The 19,560-nt window shown below is 61.3% G+C and carries 18 protein-coding genes and 3 pseudogenes; 11 read left to right on the plus strand and 10 right to left on the minus strand.

Annotated features, from left to right (window positions below; genetic code table 11):
- Nucleotides 1–135 precede the first annotated feature (135 nt).
- Together ACP7EY_RS20160 and aspT are read right to left on the minus strand one after the other, a co-directional pair.
- Nucleotides 136–1,737, minus strand: a complete 1,602-nt coding sequence (locus ACP7EY_RS20160) for a bifunctional aspartate transaminase/aspartate 4-decarboxylase (protein ID WP_426196782.1) — start codon at nucleotides 1,735–1,737, stop codon at nucleotides 136–138.
- 20 nt (nucleotides 1,738–1,757) lie between these two features.
- Entirely contained in the window at nucleotides 1,758–3,467 is a 1,710-nt protein-coding gene (gene aspT, locus ACP7EY_RS20165) for an aspartate-alanine antiporter (RefSeq protein ID WP_426196784.1), read from the minus strand.
- A 457-nt stretch (nucleotides 3,468–3,924) separates the two neighbouring features.
- On the opposite strand from aspT, the pseudogene ACP7EY_RS20170 reads away from it, so the two are divergent.
- Nucleotides 3,925–4,008, plus strand: a pseudogene (locus ACP7EY_RS20170) (IPTL-CTERM sorting domain-containing protein); the annotation flags it as partial.
- 283 nt (nucleotides 4,009–4,291) lie between these two features.
- Here ACP7EY_RS20170 and ACP7EY_RS20175 read toward each other — a convergent pair.
- A complete protein-coding gene (locus tag ACP7EY_RS20175) occupies nucleotides 4,292–4,894 on the minus strand; it encodes a GNAT family N-acetyltransferase (protein ID WP_426196786.1) in 603 nt (200 codons plus the stop codon).
- Between the two features lie 132 nt (nucleotides 4,895–5,026).
- Nucleotides 5,027–5,860: a DUF4019 domain-containing protein gene (locus tag ACP7EY_RS20180; protein WP_426196788.1), complete on the minus strand. Its 834-nt coding sequence runs from the start codon at nucleotides 5,858–5,860 to the stop codon at nucleotides 5,027–5,029.
- A gap of 293 nt (nucleotides 5,861–6,153) precedes the next feature.
- Here ACP7EY_RS20180 and ACP7EY_RS20185 point away from each other — a divergent pair, with 293 nt between their 5' ends.
- From ACP7EY_RS20185 to ACP7EY_RS20195, 3 genes are all read left to right on the plus strand, one after another.
- A complete protein-coding gene (locus ACP7EY_RS20185) occupies nucleotides 6,154–6,351 on the plus strand; it encodes a hypothetical protein (protein ID WP_426196790.1) in 198 nt (65 codons plus the stop codon).
- 6 nt (nucleotides 6,352–6,357) lie between these two features.
- Nucleotides 6,358–6,777, plus strand: coding sequence for a DUF3471 domain-containing protein (locus tag ACP7EY_RS20190; RefSeq protein WP_426196792.1), 420 nt, complete (start codon nucleotides 6,358–6,360; stop codon nucleotides 6,775–6,777).
- A 233-nt stretch (nucleotides 6,778–7,010) separates the two neighbouring features.
- The gene (locus tag ACP7EY_RS20195) at nucleotides 7,011–7,472 is read left to right on the plus strand and encodes a hypothetical protein (RefSeq protein ID WP_426196794.1); all 462 of its coding nucleotides are present in this window, start codon (nucleotides 7,011–7,013) and stop codon (nucleotides 7,470–7,472) included.
- 102 nt (nucleotides 7,473–7,574) lie between these two features.
- On the opposite strand, the gene ACP7EY_RS20200 is transcribed toward ACP7EY_RS20195, so the two are convergent.
- Nucleotides 7,575–8,711 carry a zinc-dependent alcohol dehydrogenase family protein gene (locus ACP7EY_RS20200; protein ID WP_426196796.1) on the minus strand — a complete coding sequence of 379 codons (1,137 nt, stop codon included), beginning with the start codon at nucleotides 8,709–8,711 and terminating at the stop codon, nucleotides 7,575–7,577.
- A gap of 23 nt (nucleotides 8,712–8,734) precedes the next feature.
- Here ACP7EY_RS20200 and ACP7EY_RS20205 point away from each other — a divergent pair, with 23 nt between their 5' ends.
- From ACP7EY_RS20205 to ACP7EY_RS20220, 4 genes are all read left to right on the plus strand, one after another.
- Nucleotides 8,735–9,613, plus strand: coding sequence for a LysR family transcriptional regulator (locus ACP7EY_RS20205; RefSeq protein ID WP_426196798.1), 879 nt, complete (start codon nucleotides 8,735–8,737; stop codon nucleotides 9,611–9,613).
- Between the two features lie 217 nt (nucleotides 9,614–9,830).
- Nucleotides 9,831–11,165, plus strand: coding sequence for a dipeptidase (locus ACP7EY_RS20210; RefSeq protein ID WP_426196800.1), 1,335 nt, complete (start codon nucleotides 9,831–9,833; stop codon nucleotides 11,163–11,165).
- A 195-nt stretch (nucleotides 11,166–11,360) separates the two neighbouring features.
- The gene (locus tag ACP7EY_RS20215; RefSeq protein ID WP_426196802.1) at nucleotides 11,361–11,759 is read left to right on the plus strand and encodes a VOC family protein; all 399 of its coding nucleotides are present in this window, start codon (nucleotides 11,361–11,363) and stop codon (nucleotides 11,757–11,759) included.
- 24 nt (nucleotides 11,760–11,783) lie between these two features.
- Nucleotides 11,784–11,993 carry a hypothetical protein gene (locus tag ACP7EY_RS20220; RefSeq protein WP_426196804.1) on the plus strand — a complete coding sequence of 70 codons (210 nt, stop codon included), beginning with the start codon at nucleotides 11,784–11,786 and terminating at the stop codon, nucleotides 11,991–11,993.
- A gap of 31 nt (nucleotides 11,994–12,024) precedes the next feature.
- On the opposite strand, the gene ACP7EY_RS20225 is transcribed toward ACP7EY_RS20220, so the two are convergent.
- Nucleotides 12,025–12,309, minus strand: a complete 285-nt coding sequence (locus tag ACP7EY_RS20225) for a hypothetical protein (RefSeq protein ID WP_426196806.1) — start codon at nucleotides 12,307–12,309, stop codon at nucleotides 12,025–12,027.
- A 617-nt stretch (nucleotides 12,310–12,926) separates the two neighbouring features.
- Here ACP7EY_RS20225 and udk point away from each other — a divergent pair.
- From udk to ACP7EY_RS20240, 3 genes are all read left to right on the plus strand, one after another.
- Complete coding sequence (udk, locus tag ACP7EY_RS20230; protein ID WP_426196808.1) at nucleotides 12,927–13,568, plus strand: uridine kinase; 642 nt, start codon at nucleotides 12,927–12,929, stop codon at nucleotides 13,566–13,568.
- Nucleotides 13,569–13,840: 272 nt separating this feature from the next.
- Nucleotides 13,841–16,414 (plus strand): chemotaxis protein CheW, encoded by a 2,574-nt coding sequence (locus ACP7EY_RS20235; RefSeq protein WP_426196810.1) that lies wholly within the window; start codon nucleotides 13,841–13,843, stop codon nucleotides 16,412–16,414.
- 118 nt (nucleotides 16,415–16,532) lie between these two features.
- The gene (locus ACP7EY_RS20240) at nucleotides 16,533–16,814 is read left to right on the plus strand and encodes a DUF427 domain-containing protein (RefSeq protein ID WP_426196812.1); all 282 of its coding nucleotides are present in this window, start codon (nucleotides 16,533–16,535) and stop codon (nucleotides 16,812–16,814) included.
- On the opposite strand, the pseudogene ACP7EY_RS20245 reads toward ACP7EY_RS20240, so the two are convergent.
- The 4 genes and pseudogenes from ACP7EY_RS20245 to ACP7EY_RS20260 all read right to left on the minus strand — a co-directional run.
- A pseudogene (locus ACP7EY_RS20245) lies at nucleotides 16,813–17,169 on the minus strand (transposase); the annotation flags it as partial. The gene ACP7EY_RS20240 and the pseudogene ACP7EY_RS20245 sit on opposite strands and share 2 nt — an antisense overlap.
- A gap of 465 nt (nucleotides 17,170–17,634) precedes the next feature.
- On the minus strand, nucleotides 17,635–18,339 hold the full coding sequence (locus tag ACP7EY_RS20250; RefSeq protein ID WP_426196814.1) for a PEP-CTERM sorting domain-containing protein: 705 nt from the start codon (nucleotides 18,337–18,339) through the stop codon (nucleotides 17,635–17,637).
- Between the two features lie 312 nt (nucleotides 18,340–18,651).
- Nucleotides 18,652–18,846: pseudogene (locus tag ACP7EY_RS20255) on the minus strand (IS5/IS1182 family transposase); the annotation flags it as partial.
- Between the two features lie 260 nt (nucleotides 18,847–19,106).
- Nucleotides 19,107–19,295, minus strand: a complete 189-nt coding sequence (locus tag ACP7EY_RS20260; protein WP_426196816.1) for a hypothetical protein — start codon at nucleotides 19,293–19,295, stop codon at nucleotides 19,107–19,109.
- Nucleotides 19,296–19,560 lie beyond the last annotated feature (265 nt).

The following is a 19,560-nucleotide window of genomic DNA, read 5'->3' on the forward strand; positions in this document are numbered from 1 at the left end:
CGGCGCCACGCGCAATTGGAAACTGAAGGACGAGGTGTGGCTCAATCCAGAAAGGGCTGCGCCTGAATTATTGAAGCTGGCCGCATGAACTGACGCGACATCTTTGTTGACAACTACCGGTAAAAGCCCTCTAAGTTAACGTCCCGCCGTACCGCGCTTAAAATCCTCGTTGTACTCGTCGAGAACCTTGCGCGTAAACTTTCCGATGCTGGCATATTCGCTGTCGGTCAAATTTGCCAGTGACACCCGCGCCGACGTATCGATCACCTCGAATCCCTTGCCCGGCAATAGCACGACACCAGTTTCCTCAGCAAGCCGGAACAAAAAACTCGTTCCCAGATCGCTGTTGATGAACCACTGCTGGAATTCTGGTCCATATAACTGGCCCCCGATTTCCTGTAGATCGATCAAAGTATAGTAGTCGACATCATTTGCCTGATGTACGACCTTGACGCCCATATTGCTGTAGAGCGTGGCATATCGTTGGCGGACTAACTGTTTCGCCGCTTCCTTGTAATGATGTTGGCGGTCCATCAGGCCATGCAGCGCAAATAATGCCATCTGCAGCTGCTGCGGTACCGACAAGCCTGCCGTATGGTTGAGGGCAACGGCACGGCTGTCCGCGACCAGGCGGTCGATGAAGCGCACAGCGCGCGGCGCTGTTGTGAGCGAGGCATAGCGGGTGTCGAGGAGAAGTTTCTGATTTTCTGGTAACCCCGCGAGGGCCGCATCGAATACATTATCGTCATGCAAGGCAATTGCACCGAGGCGCCATCCGGTTGCGCCAAAAAATTTTGAAAAAGAATAGACACATAAGGTGTTGTGCGGGCATTTCGCGAACAGCGACACGAAGTCGTCGGCAAACGTTCCGTAAACATCGTCCGTGACGATGAACAAATCGGGACGCTCGTTCGCCACCAGTTGCGCCAGTTTGTCGAGTACGGCATCGGACAATTTTGTCGATGGCGGGTTGCTCGGGTTAACGATGCAAAACAGTTTGATGGCAGGATCGCGTAATTTGGCGATTTCAGTGTCGGGAAGCTGCCAGTCGACATGTTCATCCATGCGAATAGGGACGATCTCCAACTGGTATTCATCGAGAACAGGAATTTCCAGATAGGGAGAAAAAATCGGCGTCGCGATCGCGATCTTGTCACCCGGTTTTATCAAACCATTTTGACGCAAACTCTGGAAAATGTAGGTCATGGCCGCCGTGCCGCCCTCGGTGGCAAATACCGAAAATTCGCCGCCCCGCGGTAGCGGTCCAAACATTTCCTGCGCTAGATACGCTTTGACGATTTGCTCGATATGCTCAAGCATGCGGGGCGGTGTCGGGTAGTTGCAGCCCAGGAATGCGCTGACCATTTCAGAAAGAAATGCATCGCGGTCCAGGCCCAGTTGATCTTTGACGAAAGAGATTGCGCGGCGCAGAAAGCGCACGCCCTCGGTTTCATCATGCAGGGTGGCGTAAGCATCGAAGCGCTGGACGATCCCTTCATGTTCCGGCAAGCCGCCAAAACCGCTGTCGAGGTAGGAGTATGAACGTTCGGATTCTCGCATCGAAAACTCGCCCAGGCTCAAAAACGCCCAGCGTGGCAATGTCGCCAAAAAATTGGGGTTGCCGCGTCCGGCATTCAACATCAATCGCTCCGCATCGGAAGACGCGATTTTTATCAGTTCATCTTTCAGTTCAAATGGGCTCAGTAGCGTCAGTTTACTAAAATCAGGTGTTTTCATATTATTTTCGTTAAAGTGGATTAAGATCCGGAATTCTTGGTGATGATGCCGACGATGACCGGCCCCCACAAAGTGAGAAACACATTGGCAACGGCGTAGGTCACCGTAAATGCGACGACCGGCGTGGCATTGCCGGTTTTCTCCAGCAAGGCTGCGAGGGCGGGATTGGCACTGCGACCGCCGGCCACGCAAGCGAGGGCCTCGATGGGGTTTTGGATGCGCAGGACGTAGTACGAAAAGTAGAAGGTCACCAGCTGTGGGATCAGCGTTACTGCGGCACCGAGGAAAAGCAGCGTCAGCCCATGCTCCTTGATGGCAGTCAACGCTTGTGGGCCGGCGCCGATGCCGACAATGCCCACGAACGCCGCCAACCCAAAGTCACGCAGGAAATTGGAGGCGCCGGGTGGCAAGGCCGAAAATTTTGGATGTATGCTGCGCAACCAGCCGAAGAACAAACCGGACAGCAAACATCCGCCGCCACTGCCGATCGAGATCGGTACGCCCCACAGTCTGAACTCGATCATTCCAATGAGCATGCCGAGCAGCATGCCAATGCCGAAGAAAACGAAGTCGGTGCTCGCTGCAGCCGATATTTTGTAACCTGTCTTCGATTCAATGCGATCAAGGTCGACCGGGCGTCCAACGAAATGCAAGGCGTCGCCCCGTTTTAATTGAAGTTTGTTTAGCAGTGGAAGATCCAGCCCCATGCGCGTAACAGACTTCAAGAACACGCCGTGACGAGTTTCAACATCGACGTGATCGTGAATATCGCCCACTTCGCGCCCATTGAGGGCACGGTTGGTCATGATGATCTCGCGGCTTTCCTGAACCAGGGACAGACCGGGCGGTGCTGGCACTTCCTTGCCGAAGAAGTCGGAGGCCGTTTCCATGACCTCGATCTTGCCGGTCACTGCGACACTGTCGCCCACCTCGACGCACGTGGTATCCGACAGATCAATGGCATTTCCCTTGCGAAAAATAGCCTCGACGGCAGCGTCGGACAGTTGTTTGTCGATGGCCAGTACCGTCTGGCCCGCTGCCTTGCTTTGCGCAGTGATGTCATAGACGCGGGTCACGATGGTTTGCAGCGAATTGAATTGACCCGGCTCGAGTTCTGCATGGCCACCCGACATGCGCTGTGCGAGCTTGATTGCTTCCTGACGAATATCCCATTTCATCACGGTTGGGAAGAACCACGTGACCATGATGATGGGTCCGAGCGAGCCAAAGATATAACAAACGGCGTAACCAACGGCAACGTTCGTTTGCATGGTTTTGACAATTTCTGGTGCCAGTCCCAGGCGCGCAATCGCATCGCCGGCGGTGCCAATGATCGCGGACTGGGTCAGACCGCCAGCGGCAAGACCGGCCGCCAGGCCGCGATCGAGGCCAAAGGCCCAGGCAGCGAGTAAAACGCAGAGCAAACCGGTCGCGCACATGACGAACGATGACGCGAGCTGGTTTAACGAGCGCTTGTTTAAAGCGTGAAAAAATTGCGGGCCGCCTTGAAATCCGACGGCGTAGATAAACAGCGCAAAAAAGATCGCTTTGATACCGCTGTTGAGCGGAATGCCCAACTGTCCAATGACGACCCCGACCAGCAACGTTCCGGCAACCCCGCCCAGCACGAAGCTGCCGACCCTGATTTTCCCGGCGAAATAGCCCAGCGCAATAGTTGCAAAAAGAGCCAGCAATGGCTCGGCATTAAAAAGGCGGTGCAGTAATTCCATTTTTTTCCAGAGACAAGGGGTGGTTGGTATCGATCATGGCGTTCGCCGCAGGCGGAGTAACCCACGACAACGCTCACCCTAGTCTCATTTGCTGATGTGTTCAGTGTGCTTGGACGCTTAAGCAAATTCCCATTTTTAGGTCTGTGCAAGCGTCCGGCATCCGATGGTATGTGGCTGAGGGGCTGCGCTACCGGCAGCTCGCGGCGTGTCGGTCGACCATTCGTCGCAAGCTTGCGATAGGCAAGAGCGGCGATAACTGAGTAGCTACGCGCTGCCGATCACCGGTGCCGGCGATTTCCTCAGCACCACCGGCGACAGGATGGACTGGTGCAACCTGAAAATGTCCTCGTTCTTGCCGGCGTTCGATGCGTTCACCCCGTCGAGCAACAACTTCACGATCCAGTTGCGTATTGCAGCCGGGGAGCTGGTCAACACGGCAGGCATCACCGTCAACGCCACCGACGTACCTGAACCAGGTTCGATGGCACTGCTGGGCCTTGGCCTGGCCGGCCTGGGCGTTGCCGCGCGCCGCCGCAAGCAGCAGGCTTCATCGCCCGCGGGCAAGCGAGGGGCGAGGTCGAACAAACACACATCCGTTCAGATGCTCGCCCCAACGGAACGGTCGTTCTTCGGCCCCAAGCACGTTTTCAGCAATGCCATCCCCGCCTGGTGGCTGAGCACGCGGACAGACGCGCACCCGAAGTTGCTTCTTTGCTCAGTGAGCGAAGCCGACTCGGCTGGCTGTGGGTAGGCGAGCTCATGTATGCACGCACATCAGGCCTTCCCCCCGGCCAACGATTGGTCGCCCTCAGCGCCATGAGATTTCAGAACAATGCCAGGCACATCGACACTTCGCCGATCTGCTGCCCGTCGATGCGGTAGCGGTCCGGCACCTCGCCCGTCACCTGGAAACCCATCTTCTGATACAAGGCCCGTGCTCGATGGTTTTGCGTCATCACCTCAAGATCGACCCATGCCAGCGGTGGCGTATGCCGGGCCCATGCCAGCACCTGTTCCATGAGCCGCTGCCCCAGCCGCGCGCGGCGCATGTCATGACGCACCCCCATGCCCAGCATGGCGCGATGGCCAGCCATCGGTTCGCCATAGCCGCGCAGGTCGATATGACCGGCGATGCAGTCGCCGGCATCAATGGCCACCCACACGCGCCGCCAGCCTGGCTGATCAAGCGGCGCCGCCATCGCCTGGGTGAACCGTTCGCGCATGGCGTCGGGCACACCGGCATCGGTACGCGGCATCGGCTGAAATAAGGGCGTTCCATCTCGACCATTCTCGGCGAGCTGTTCTCCAAGATAGGCAAACAAGGCGGGAAGATCGTCCTGGGTGGCGGGACGGATGGTGTTTGCGGCTGGCAGATCGGTGGCGTTTGTCGAGCTCACTGCAGAATGGTGGCGCGGCCGAAAAATCATGGTGCCCCGCGTTGGCGAAGTGGCGGTATCGTGTTCATATGGAAAACCTTGCTAGTCTTTACCAATATTAAGCGACGGCGGCGCCAATGTTTCAGGCGGGCGGGGAGGGTGACATCCCTCAGCGCCGCCCTTTCATTGCATTGCCTTGCAGCCCAATCGGGCCAAGATGCCTTGCCGCGCCTCGGGCGTCAATGTCTGCTCGGTGGCCTTGTCGATGTAGTTTTCTTCTTCACGCACCAGCAGAAAGCTGCCATCGCCTTGCTCGCGCCAGACCAGGTAGCCGCAATGCACCGCCGTGTTGGCAAACTCGCTGGAAAAGTCGACCGCTGCATACGTGCCTGGTGGGCCCTTGGGTGGATCCTTGTACCAGGTGATTTTCTTGATATCGCGCCGCACCACCGCACCAATCGTTGCCTGCGCTTTTACGGTATCGCTGCGCCAGCTGTCGAACGACGCCATGTGCGTCAGGGCAGGGGACTGCATCTTGTACGCGTCCTCGAGGCGGCGGCCATCCTTGGCGGCGAAATAGGCCTGGCTCTGCTGCTCGACGGCTTGCACTTGCGCGCTTGATGCTTGCCATCCGGCCTGGGCACCTGCCGCTGCGGTCGCGGATTTTCCGCGCATTGCCTGGCGCATCTGTTCATTGAGCCCCTTGAACTCTTCCATCAATGCGTCGCACGGGCCCTTGGCGGCCTGGCACAGGGCGGTCATCTCGATGCCGACCATGCCGTCCTTCGACACGATGGTCCGCTTGACCACCGCAGGGTGGGCCGGATGGCCAGGCGGCGTGAATGACCAGATGGCGTTGGCCGGTTTGTCGTCGACAATCATCCAGCCGCCCTGCCTGGACAGGCTCACGCCAGGCTTGGCTTGCAGGGCCGCCAACGCGGCGGCGACGTTGGGGTAGCCGACGCCACTGGTGGGCTGCGCGAAGGCGGTGGCAGCAAGCGTCAGCAGGAATAACAATAAGGTTCGCATCGTTGAGGGCACGCAGGCAGACGGTGGGTGAATATGTGCGGTGGATGGGCAATGCCGACAAGGGCGTTGCCATAGTCGCATGGAAAGATTGTCAATGCAATATGGTTGTGGGCCACACTAGTTCGGTCACCACATTCATCAGGGCTGATCGGGGGGGCAGGGCACGCCAAGGCCTTCTCGGCGCGGGCGGATGCCGGCCGAACTGATGCAGCTTGGAGCGACGTGACCCCGCGCCGTCCCCACCGGCTTCACGATTGTGGAAACACGCTCTCACGCTGCAAATGGCAAATCTTGACGCTGTATTCGGCAAAGAAGCCGCTGCGGCCTTCTTTTTCGCCGCAAGGTGCTCGGGGTGCGATGCCCATGACCGCATTGCTTCCTCGCTGGTGCCATCGCTCAAGCTGGGCATTGTCGTCCTGACCAGGCAGGAGCAGTCCGGCGCCTGCAATGCCATCAGCCTTGCCATTCTCGACCGCTAACTGGGCGTGCCGGCCACCGACCGCGTCAGCGCCTTGCGCAAGGTGCGCGATGAGCGGGTGGCCAATGCGGCCAGGCAATCGCCCGCGCGCGTGTTGCCGGCCACTGGCGCGGCGGCGGCACCCGATCCGGCACTGGTGGCCGGTACCTGGCGCGATCCCTGGTTCGGCGACGTCACCATCAGCCAGGCCGGCGACAAGCGCCATTTCGCCGCCAGGCGCTCCCCCAGGCTGAACGGCGATCTGCAGTATTTTCGCGGCAATACCTACATCGTCAAGTGGACCAACCGCTCCTACGATGCCGATGCCTGCGTCACCTTCAGTTTGGGCACCGACGGCAAGCCAAGCCGGATGGCAATGGCGGCGATTTCGCCACTGACGGATTTCAGTGTTGATTTTCAGGACCTCGATTTTCCGCCGGCACCGTGAGCAGAACATTGCGGCCGGTACCCGCCTGCACGCGTTTCCAAGTGCCGTGCCATTTCAGGTCGTCCGCCAGGTGCGGTCCGTGAACGATGGTGAGCACTGGCCCCGCACGCGCGCTGCACGCCATCCGCGGTGTCGAACGGCCATGCCCTGGGGTCCTGCTAAAATTCGCGCTCGATGTCCCATGGTTCATTTGCAGGAGTACAGCTATCCTACGTTTTATATTGAGAGCGGTGATGGCGATGCCCAGGCTGAGCATCGCCGTCGCGTTAGCGGCGCTGGCGGCCCTGGTCGTCACCATCACCTATACCGGCTGGCTTGTCGTTGGCGTATTGGCCGATTATCTCGGCATCAGTCGCTTCGTCGCAGGCCTGCTGCTTGGCGTTGTTTTCGCGCGGTTCCCCTGGATTGTCAATGGCAAGCCACGCATCGTCGGACTCTTGCCCAAGCCTGTGCGTCGACCATTGACGTTCGCCTTGCTCGCACTTTGCCTGTTGCGCTTTTCCATGCAGGGTGAAACTGTGGCGGCCCTGTTTGCAGGCGCTACGATGGCCGTCGTCGTTGCCTTTACCTGCTTAAGGACCGCGCTATTTGCCAAAGTGTCGTCGTCGGTCGTTGATGCCGCACGCGGCCGACGTGCGCACGTGGCAGTCGACGACACGGTGATTGAAGGCGAATTCAGGGAACGGAAAGAGTGATACCCGACCCTGATGGGTTTTCTGGGCACGCAACTTCAAACATGGCCGGGCAGGGCGCAACGGTGCAGCCCGACACGCGCGGGACAATGGCTGGCCCTGGGCTCAATGCGCAATGGCGAGCTTGCCGAAGTGCCTGCCGCCGGCACCAAGCGCGGCATAGGCCGCGCCGGTGTCGTCGGGATGGAAGACGCGGTCGATGACAGGCACGATGCGGTGCGCCGCAATGGCCCGGGCCGCCTCCGCCAGGTCGGCCACGGCGCCGGTGTTGTTGCCCACCACGCGCAACGCCTTGACGATGATCGGCAGCAGGTCGATCGCGCTTGCCGTGCCGGTGACGAAACCAACCGTGAATACCGTCCCTCCCACCGCCGCCGCGTTGAGCGAGCGCGCCATGCTTGCCGCACCAACCGTCTCCACCACCAGGTCGACGCCGCGTCCTTCCGTGATTTTCAGCACCGCCTCGTCCCAGGCCGGCGTGGCGCGGTAGTTGATCAGGTGATCCGCACCCAGCTGGCGCGCTCGCTCGAGCTTTTCATCGGATGACGACGCAAGGATCACCGTGGCGCCGCACGCCTTGGCGAACTGCAATGCAAAGATGCTCACGCCGCCGGTTCCCAGCAGCAGCACGAATGAACCGGGGCGCACGGACGCAGACCGCACGGCGTTCCAGGCGGTCGTCGCTGCGATGGGCAATGCCGCACCCTCAACGAAATCAAGGTGGGCCGGCAACGCGACCAGGCTGGTGGCCGGGATCACCACGTAGTCGGCCAGCGAGCCTGGCAGGGTGACGCCGCGCATGGCGGCCACATTGCGCGCCGTGATGGCTCCGCCTTGCCAGTGCGGCATGAAGTGCGGGATCACCCGGTCGCCAACGGCCAGGTCGGCGACGCCTTCGCCCAGCGCGGCGATTTCGCCCGCGCCATCGGCGACGGGAATCAGCGGGAAGCGCGCGCCGGGAAAGTGGCCGGTCGCGATGGCCACATCCACGAAGTTCAGCGTGGCGGCGCGCAGGCGCACCAGCACCTCGCCCCGGCCGGCCTTCGGGTCGGGCAACTCGGTCTGGCGAAACGCGGTGAGGGCGGGAGCGGTCAGTTCAATGGCTTTCATGGTCTTCTCTCTTGAATGAAACAGGTGCGTACTGGAGGGCGGCTTGCCCGAGCAGCGCCTGGCCACGCCGCTTGCGGGAACGGCATCAGTTTCATTGAGAATCAATGCGAGATAAACTGCGGTTTGATTCATACATTTACAATCAGGAGTTGCGAATGGATTTGCTCGTCGGCATGAAGGTGTATGTCCTGACCATCGAGAAAGGCAGCCTGAGCGCCGCGGCCGTCGCTTGTGACATCTCGGCGACGATGGCGGGCAAGTACCTGCGGGCGCTGGAGAAGCGCCTGGGCATGCAGCTGCTTCACCGGACGACCCGGCGCCAGCACCTCACCGCTTTCGGCGAGGACTACTACGCCCGCTGCAAGGAAATTCTCAGGCTGGTTGCCGAAACCGATGCGCAAGCGCAGAACCTGCAATTGGCGCCCGCAGGGACGCTGCGCATCACCGCGCCTGTCACCTTCGGCACCGAAGCGCTGATGCCCGCTTTGGCGGACTATCTCGATCGTTATCCCCAGGTCAGCATCGAAGTCGCCTTGAACGACCGGGTCGTCGACCTGGTGGAGGAAGGATTCGAGGCGGCCATCCGCATCGGCCAGTTGCCCGATTCGGCGCTGATCGCCCAGTCGCTGGCGCCGTACCGGCTGATGGTCTGCGCCTCTCCCGACTACCTGGCACGCCGAGGTACACCGGGCAAGCCGGAGGATCTCAGCGACCATGAATGCCTGTCGTTCTCGCCCGCTGCCCTGGCGCACTGGCGCTTGACGGATCAGGACGGCGTGCGCCGCGTTCCGGTCTCGGGCCGCTTGCAGGTCAATCACGGGCAGGCGCTGCGCGTTGCGGCCTTGCACGGCATGGGTATCGTGCTGCAACCGGCGATCCTGTTGGAATCCGATGTTCGGGCTGGCCGTCTTGTCCAGTTGTTCCCCGCGCACGAACTGCCCAGTCGGCCGATGAGCGTGGTCTACCTGCCGGACCGGTATCGCTCGCCCAGACTGCGCAGCTTTGTGGATTTTCTGGTGAGACGATTCTGCTGATCGGCAGGCACCGGTGAACGGGGTACCCGCACTGGCCCGCAACCGCCTGGCGCGGGGACGCGCTGCCGTGGCGACGCACTGTGTGTGTCCATCAGATCGCGCGCCCGTGCTGTGGTTCAGCCAGGCAGGGGCGGGCGCTTGCGTTACAGTAGCGCTGTTGTCCATTTCCGGACGCGATTGTTCACCGCAGCGCTCCCCCCGACCCCCAAGGACCCTGATGCACCGCTTCCCATCCCTCGCCATGCTCGCCCTCGCCACCGCGCTGTCGTGCAGTCCCGCTACAGCGCAGACCAGCGATGGCGCGCTTGCGGCCCGCATCGACCGGCTGCTGGGCGCCCACCCCGTCATCGATGGCCACAACGACCTGCCTGAACAACTGCGCGAGCGCTACGGTCTGGGCCTCGACAACATCGACCTGCGCGCCGACACCGCGCGGCTGCCGCGGCTTGACCACATGCCGGCGGACACGGTGCCCTTGATGACCGATCTGACTCGGATGAAAACCGGGCGCGTGGGCGGGCAGTTCTGGTCCGTGTGGATCGATGCGACCATGACGGGGCCGGCGGCGGTGGTGATGACGATGGAACAGATCGACCTGGTCAAGCGCATGGTGCAGCGCTACCCGGACCGGCTGGCCATGGCCTACAGCGCCGACGATATCGAGCGCCAGTTCAAGGCGGGCAGGGTGGCCTCGCTGATCGGCATCGAAGGGGGGCACCAGGTCGATCATTCGCTGGCGATGCTGCGCCAGATGCATGACCTGGGCGCGCGCTACATGACGCTCACGCACAGCCGCAACACGCCGTGGGCCGACTCGGCCACCGACAATCCCCAGCATCACGGCCTGACCCCGTTCGGCAAGGCGATGGTGCACGAGATGAACCGGGTCGGCATGATGGTCGACCTCAGCCATGTGTCGGCGGAGACGGCGCGCGATGCGCTGGCGGTGAGCCAGGCGCCGGTGCTGTTTTCCCACTCGGGCGCGCGCGTGGTGGCGGACCATCCGCGCAACCTGTCGGACGATACCTTGCGCATGGTGGCGAGCAACCGCGGCGTGGTGATGGTCAATTTTTATGCCGCCTACGTGTCGGTCGAGATGGCCCGCTGGCTGGCCGACCAGGCAGCCGAAGCGGCGCGCTTCAATGCGCCGCCGTTTGCCGGCCTGTACATCGGCCAGCCCGAGCGCGCCCGCGCCGCCATGGAAAAGTGGCAGGCACAGCACCCGATGCCGCCGGTGACGCTTGCCATGGTGGCCGACCACGTCGAGCACATCCGCAAGGTGTGCGGCGTCGATTGCGTCGGCATCGGCTCGGACTTCGACGGCATCGACCTGGTGCCGGCGGGCCTGGACGGGGTCGACAAGTATCCGGCCCTGTTTGTCGAACTGGCGCGCCGCGGCTGGCGTGACGAGGACCTGGCCAAACTGGCCAACGGCAACGTGCTGCGGGTGATGCGTGGTGCGGAAGCCACGGCGCGCCGCCTGCAAGCCAGCGAGCAGGCATCGGTGCAGACCTTGCCGCCGCCGGTAGCGGCATCGGCAGCGCCGCACTGAGCCGCACTGAGCCGCACTGAGCCGCAGCGGGGCCGCGCGCCGCTGCCAGTCATCGCGCTTCACCGCGTCGGCGCGCTGCAACGATGGAGGCAAGATGAGGCGCCGGTCGACGTCAAGCGCATCGAAATGCGTGCGCCGCATCGGTGGTGGCGGTAAAGTTCTGATTTCCCCTTCCACGATCCTCAAGGAGACGCCATGAACAAGCAGATCATCCTCAACTTGCCGGTGAAGGACCTGGACAAATCCAAGGCCTTTTTTTCCGCGCTCGGTTTTACGTTCAATGCCCGGTTCAGCGGCGAGAACGCAGCGCTCATGCAGATCGTCGGCGACACCATCGAAGCCATGCTCACGACCGAGCCGTTCTTTCAGTCCCTGATCGACAAGCCCATGGCGCAGGCGAAGCACGCCAATGAAATGGTCATCTGCCTGAGCTGCGAAAGCCGCGACGAAGTCGATGCCCTCATCGCCAGGGCCGTTGCCGCTGGCGGGCGCACGCCGCATCCGCCGGAGGACCATGGCTTCATGTATGACCAGGGTTTCGAGGACATCGATGGCCACCTGTGGAACCTGGTCTGGGTGGCGCCAGAGGCATGAGCAGGGCCGGGCGGGAAGGGGCCGATGCCAATGGTGGCGCAGGATGCGTCGGCCCGCATTCCGGTCTGCCCGCGCGCCGAGCACAATAGCGCCACCCGTCGCCATGGCGCGGACGCATTCCGGTCATTGCTCGAAGCGTTCGCAGGCAATGAAACGTTGAAAACGATACCGAAGGCGCAAAATGCGAAAGCAATCGCCGCCGAACGCGAGCCGCGCTACGGCCTGGTCTTGTGATCAGCGAAGAATCTGCCGGTCGGCTGCGGCCTCAGGCGTGTGCGACGCGTTTTCTTCCGCAGCAGTACATGCCTTGATCTGCCTTGGCAGTTTTTCCGCAGGTTTTGCAACTGAAAACTTGCGCTTCGCTCGACACGCGCCTGAATGCCTTGGCCCGCACGCCACTGGCGTCCCAGGTGGTGCCGAGGAATTCCATTCCGGCAGCGGTCGCTTGCCGTACCGATGACGCCTCGTAGGCGAGGAAAATGACACTGTCATCGCCGCTCGGAAAACCATCAGCGGCAATCCTTGACTGCCACGTAGTGAAGCTCTCCATGTCGATACGATCCTTTTAATAACATCGTCATCGATTCGGCGATATCGGGGTGAATTCCGGCCCTTGGAGCAAAAATATATTACTCTTGGTTTGTTATGTGCTGCGACCTTTGGTCAATATGTGAGGTCAGCGATCGCTCGCGTCAATGGTAATCAGGCGCATTTAAGTCGAGACAAATTGTAGCATTAATTTGTTTCTTAATGGTAATAATTCGATGGAATGTCCAAGCTGGAATTGTGTAAATAGCACGCAATCGGCCGGGCGGACGTACTATATGCAGCAATGTTGATTCTTTGGCAAGCAAGGCCGGGCGACACTGCGTCGTCATCGTGTATATTATTCGATACCCGTGATTAATACCAATCATCGTATAAAGTCCAGATCGCGGCAGGGGGCTTTTTATGGTCGGTCCCGATTATTGTCGGTATATTATTTCAAGTCGAAACGGCCAGGCCGCCAGGCGCGATAGTGTTGCCAGGCCGCCTTGACATCATCGATGGTGCTTGTTTGGAAAGCTTGTTCGCGCGGCCATGGCAAGACTTCTCGTTCTCCCGTAATCGCGGCAAAACCACCATCGGCTGCTGTCCGTTCGGCCGCTGCTCCGGTATCATGCGGGGATGAATCAGAATTCCTTCTCTCCGTTTGTCATTGGGGTCGCTGGCGGAAGCGGCAGTGGCAAGTCAACAGTCTCCCAGCAGGTGCTCGCGTCGTTCGGTGCCGATGTGGTCTCGGTCGTGATGCAGGACGATTACTACTGCGACCAGTCGAGTCTCTCCCCTGAAGTGCGCCGCAAGCAGAATTACGACCATCCGCAGGCCTTCGACTGGCCCCTGCTGGTGCAGCACGTCCAGGCCTTGCGCAATGGCGAAGCGATCGACATGCCCGAGTACGACTTCACCATCGACAACCGCTCCCACAAGACCATTCGCGTCAAGCCCGCCCCCGTCATCGTGATCGAAGGCCTGTTCGCCTTGTACGATGCGGACTTGCGCAAAATGATGTCGCTGAAGATTTTCGTCGACACCGCCCCCGACGTGCGCTTCATCCGCCGCATGCAAAGGGATATCAGCGAACGCGGCCGTTCGGTCGAGAGCATCGTTGGCCAGTACCTGGAAACGGTACGCCCCATGCACAAGCAGTTCATCGAGCCGAGCAAGCGCTACGCCGACGTCATTTTGCCGCACGGCGCCAATGGCCCGGCAGTCGATGTGATCACCACCAAGATCGCCAGCGTCATCGGCCAGTTGCAGCGCCCCTGATCATTGCGCGGGGCGCGAGGTGCCCCGCTGCCCGCGCCCACCCCGGCCCGCCATCGCGGCATGGCCCTGCCCACCGCAGCTGCCCCCCCGGCGGCGGCTGATGTACCGGCACCAGGCGCCCCCGCATACGCCATCGCGGACCTGCACCGCACCAAAGACGACCACGTCCCCGCCGCCGCGGCACAACCATGGCGCGCCCGCGGCGCGTGCCTACCCGAAGTCGCTGGCCTGAAAATTGCTTGCTTTTGTCCTTTTATTTCTGGACAGAATTAATGACCATGCTCACCGCCACTTGTGAGGGCAGCCAGCCATTGCGCCGCATGTTGCCGCACATGCTGCATGTAACCGAGAATCGCGAGACCTTGAAGTCGCTCGAATCGGTCTGGGACGTCTTGAACCTGTTGGGCCAGCTGTCCGGCACCACCACCGAAATGGGCGACACCAAGGCTGCCTTCGCCACCCTGACGACCAGCCTGCTGCACAATCTTGCCTTGACCACCTTTAACAAGCGCGTGCAGGAGATCGCCGCGCAGGCGCAGGTGGCGATCGATATTCTCGTGCGCAATCTGTACGAGCGCACGGCCGACATCGGCTTTCTCGCCATGGACGACGCCGTACGCGCGTTCGCCGCCGCCGGCCCGCGCGGGCCGGCGCCCGAGCGGGCCGCGATGGTCGCGCGCTTGCAGGCCTATGTGCGCCTGTACTCGGTCTACCGCGACGTGGTCCTGGTGGCGCCGTCCGGCGCCGTGCTGGCGCGCTTGCCGGACGGGCCCCCGGTGGACACCATCGGCGATCCCATGCTGGCCCAGGTGCTGGCCAGCCATGCGCCCTACACCGAAGCGACGGTGCGCAGCGACATGTTCCCCGGCCAATCGCGCCAGCTGCTGTACGGCGCGCCCGTGCTCGAGCACGATGGCAGCGTGCTGGGGGCGCTGTTTCTGTGCTTCGATTTTGACAATGAAACCCAGCGCATCTTCGAGAGCCTGTGCCGCGCCGGGGACTGGAGCGTCATCACGCTGCTCGACCAGGATGGCCGGGTGATCGCCAGCAGCGATCCCTACCAGGTGGCCCCGGGTGCGCTGCTCAACGCGCCCTTTGGCGACGGCCACCTGACGCGCTTTGCCGGCACCAGCTACCTGAGCGCGCGCCGCGTGGCGCAAGGCTTCCAGGGCTACAAGGGGCCGCCGGGATGGAGTGCGCTCGTGCTGGTGCCGCTGGCGATGGCGTTCGAGCAGGGCGGCGACGACGACGGCGCCCACGCTGGCGCTGGAGCGGCGGCCACCGATGGCGCCCTGGTGCGAACGATCCTGCGCGGCGCCACCACGTTTTCGCCCGCGCTGCAAGCGATCCCCGCGCAGGCCGACGCCATCCAGCGCGAACTCAATCGCTCCGTGTGGAACGCGAACATTCGCCAGGGTGCCGCCGGCGAGGCGGCGGCCAACCCGGCGTTCTCGAAGGTGCTGCTGGGCGAGATCGTGCGCACCGGCACCCGCATGAAGGACGTGTTTACGCGCTCGATCACGGACCTGCAGACCATGACGGTCAGCGCGCAGCTCGACGACTGCCAGTTCCTCGCCGCGCTGGCGATGAACATCCTCGAGCGCAATCTGTACGAGCGCGCCAACGATTGCCGCTGGTGGGCGCTCGATCCTTTGCTGCGCTCCCTGCTGGGTGATGCCGGCGCCAGCGCGCGCCAGGAGCAGCTGGGCGCGCGCCTGGCCGCCATCAACGCGCTCTATTCGGTGTATGACAGCCTGCTGCTGTTCGATGCGAGCGGCGTGGTGGTGGCCGTGTCGCGGCCGGCGCAGGCGCACCTGGTCGGCCGCCGGCAGGACGCCGCATGGTGCACCGACGCGCTGCAGGTGGCCGACGACGGCTACGTGGTGTCGGAATTCGCCGCCACCGAGGTCTATGGCGGCCGTCCCACCTACATCTACAGCGCGCCAGTGCGCAATGAGGCAGGCGAGCGCTGCGGCGGCATCGCCGCGGTGTTCGACAGCGCGCCGCAACTCGATGCCGTACTGGCGGCAGGCTTGCCCGCTTCAACCGGCGCCTTCGCCCTGTTCATCGATGCCGACGACAACGTCGTCGCTTCGACCGATGCCAGCCGCGTCGCGGGCGCCAGGGCGGGCATGCCGGCGCCCTTGCGCGCGGCGGCGCTGGACGGCGGCACGGCGCGCCTGATCGCGCTCGGGGGCCAGGTGCTGGCGGTGGGCGCGCGGGCCTCGTCCGGCTACCGCGAGTACCGCGGCACGGAAGGACGGGCCGGGCAGCCCTTGCTGGCCCTGGTGTGCGTGCCCTTGTGCGTCGACGATGGCAGGCAGGCCGAGGACGATGGTGGCGCCACCGGCCTGGCCGCGGCCCCGGCCGCGGCCAGGGCCGCGCCAGCGCCGGCCGGCGCGACGGTCGACATCGCCACCTTCTACGTGGGGCGCTACCTGCTGGGCGTGCCGGCGGCGTCCGTGGTGGAGGCGATCCCCTTCGGCGGTATCGTGCGCCTGCCCAACACGTCCGACAAGCTGTGCGGCGCCACCATCTACCAGGGCAGCACCATCCTTCTCTACGACCTGCACCACGCGCTCGGGGTGGCGGCCCGCGGCAAGCGCGAGCACATGCTCACGGTGGTGCTGCAGGGCGAGGGCGGGCGCCGCTTCGGCGTGCTGGTCGAGCGGCTGGGCGACATCGCGGCGGTCGCCGCGGCCGCTATCGCGCCCGTCAGCAGCGTTTTCATCGGCATCACGCCGCTGCTGGCGTCGGTGGTGACATCGCACGCCGGCGACGCCGGCCAGATGCTCACGTTGCTGGCGGTCGATAAAATCGTGGCGATGCTCAGCCAGGCGGCCTAGCCGGGCAGCCGCGGCAGGGCAGGCCCCGGATCGGGACGCGCCAGCACGGCCGCGCCCGACTTGCTACAATCGGCCAGCAGCTTCCCGACGCAGCATCTCACCCACCTTCGGAGACCCCATGAAAGCCACCTGGAACGGTCAAGTCCTGGCCCACTCGAACGACACCCTGGTCGTCGAGGGCAACCATTATTTTCCGCCGTCCGCCCTGGACATGCAGTTTTTTAAACCCTCCGACAAGACCACCGTCTGTTCGTGGAAAGGCACGGCCAGTTACTACGACATCGAGGCCGGTGGCAAGGTCAACAAGGATGCCGCCTGGTTTTATCCCGATCCCAAGTCCGCAGCGAGCAATATTGCCGGTTACATCGCTTTCTGGAAGGGCGTCGAGGTGACGGCTTAAGTGGGAGCGCACGCTGATCGACCCGCAGATGGTATTGCAGCCGGGTTTGCCGCGATCGGTCGGGTTTCGGCCCGCAGGCGCACCTCCGGCAGGGGCAGGTAAGCTTGCAGCGTCAACGCAAGCCCGATCCCCCATGATCTGGTCATGCTCGCGCAGCCGTCGCAGAATCGCCTTGTGAATACGTCTGCCAGACGCCTGCTGGCAGCCATTCATGGCGGCGACGCCAGCACCTCATGCCACTGCCGCAGCCGAGTTCGCGCGGCAGGCGCCCCCATGGTGTACCGGTCTTGAGGGCAAACAAGAGTCCGGTGAGGGCCGCGCGATTATCGATGCGTGGCTATCCGCCTTTGGGCGATCGGTGATCGATCGGACGATGCGCTGCGATCCGCGACACCGCCGCTGCGCGATTTTCAGGAGTTCGGGAGGGCTTATCCTACGCATGAAAATTTCAAGTTTTTGCGTTTTTACACAGCCTGGACCCAAGGCGGCCGCTCATCAAATTGCCAGCTTGACCACGCTTGGCCCGTACGGGAACTGGAATTATGTCAAACGCGAGCCAGCCACGGCAGAACGGAGGCACGTTCGGCACGAAATACTGAAGGTATGCGATAGCCGTCCAGGTCGCGCACCTCGTCAATGAGCAGTGCGGCGTGTCCTTTTATCACCCAGCCTTGCCTGGGTCGCCATCGTCGTCACCACCGCCCTGCGGGCCGCGCGGTCGACTTCGGGGTAAGTAACAAGCTGTTCCAGGGCGAGACACGAGACAGAGACACAAAAAAAGCCTGCATTCGCAGGCTTTTTCGATGCTACATTCGCGAATTTACGCTTTCTTGCGGCGTGCGACAGCAACACCGAGGAGGCCAAGCCCCACCAGTGCCAAACTAACAGGCTCGGGCACAGCTCCAGAAGTTGCATACTTGACCTCCTCGGTCAGGAACGCCCGTTCCGCGTCGCTATTGGCGTGGTAAAAATAGTCCGTGGACGTGACGATGAAGTGGCCAGCGCCAAAATCGGCGTAGACGCCGTTCGCTCCTGCTGCACTGGAAATGAAAGTTTTCCAAGTTGCGTTGGCAATAATGTTACCGAGGTGCGAGTTATCTGCAAAAACAGTCGACTCCGACACAAATTTATGGTCGACAACATTTAAGTTGCCGGAAAAACTAGCCGACCCGAACGTGATCCCAGAACCTGTCAAGGCACTCTTCGCATTTTGAGCGCCATCGAAAATGACGCCACCGCCACCACTAACGTAGTCGCGCAAGGTATTCCAAAAAGAGGGCGAGTAGGTCGAACCGGACCAAGAGAAGATCAAGGCATCGTATTTAGAGAGCAACGTGGCAGAACTCATTCCAGCAAGCGTTGCGCCCGAGATGTTAGAAATCGTATCGCCCACCGCTGCCGCCGCAATTGTGGCATTTGCTGATGTATTGCCAGAGGTATCGATAACAGCGATGACGGAAGCGTGTGCAGTGCCTACCAAGGTTGCGGCTACAGCCAACGCAGTCAGATAATTTGCCAGTTTCATGTGAGTCCTTAGTGTAGTTCAAAGAATTTCTTAACTCTTAGGCACAAATCATGCCATCAATTTAAGTCATTGATTTTGTGGAATATTTATTTCCGATGCGGAATATAATTTTCTAGCTGTAAAATTTATCGACAGCTTGCGCATGCTGCGCTCGATGTAGTTGCTCGAATTTGGTATCGGGATAGGTCATCAATGTCGCTGACCGTTCCCACCCTCGCGGCGACAGGACTTGATTGGCGTTCTGGCAATTTTTGAGCGCACTGGCATGCCCTGGGCACGCAAAGCATGTGGCCTCACCAGAGGGTGCGCCTACTTGAGCGAGGCCACTTGCAATTTCAATGCCGCTATTTTCTCTACCAGCCGCCCCTGTTTCGATTTTGCGGCGCCGGGCTCGTGTCTGTCGGCGCTGTCGAGCTCGGTCAGGTAACGATCGATGCTCGCTTCGATCTCCTCCATCCGTCGCTTGAGTTACGCGTCGGTGAAATTGCGATCGCTGCTGCCATCGATAAGTGCTTGCTTGACACGTCCACATTGGCACAGCTGATGCCGATACGGGTGGGGGCGTCCATCCCTTTGAATTCGGTCCTTCTGCAAGCCTGTCATTTTGATAACGAAAAAAACGGTTGACGAAGCCTATGGGCTGGTTTCGACCCTAAGCAGACTTTGCTCGACGAGGGGCCAGGCTCTTGGTCTGGAATTTATGTCGCGAGGGCCAAAAAATCGCAGACTGTCACGAAGGGCAGGAGCCGAACATAATCAGACACTCATCAACTCTTTTTATTCCACATCGATAAAAAAGTGACTGTTGCAAAACCGCACAGTATGCCGATGCCTATGCCTCTTATCCAAAAATTGTCAGATATCGGGCCAAAATTATATTCATAAGCAAGGACGAGCACCGCAATGACCAATCCAACAAGCATGCTCTGGGCGATAAATTTCTTGGTTATATTCATGGTGTCTTTTTATTCTGAATTAATTTAAGTTGTCTGTAGATGCTATAAGGGCTACTTTTAGCAGCATCCGAACGTTCAGCCAGCATAACAGGCTGCCACAATGAAAAATTCACGGACTGTCACGAAGGACCGGTTATGGCCGATTGCGAACGGTCGGCACTTAGAACCTATTCCGGTAGGTAGGAGGAAGCGGATTGCGATGCATGGCAGCCGAGGGCAAGGCGCGAGGATGACGCATGGCGAGCCATGCGAAGACGAGCAACGC

This window comes from Massilia sp. DWR3-1-1, assembly GCF_049898325.1.
Lineage (GTDB): Bacteria > Pseudomonadota > Gammaproteobacteria > Burkholderiales > Burkholderiaceae_D > JAFCUW01.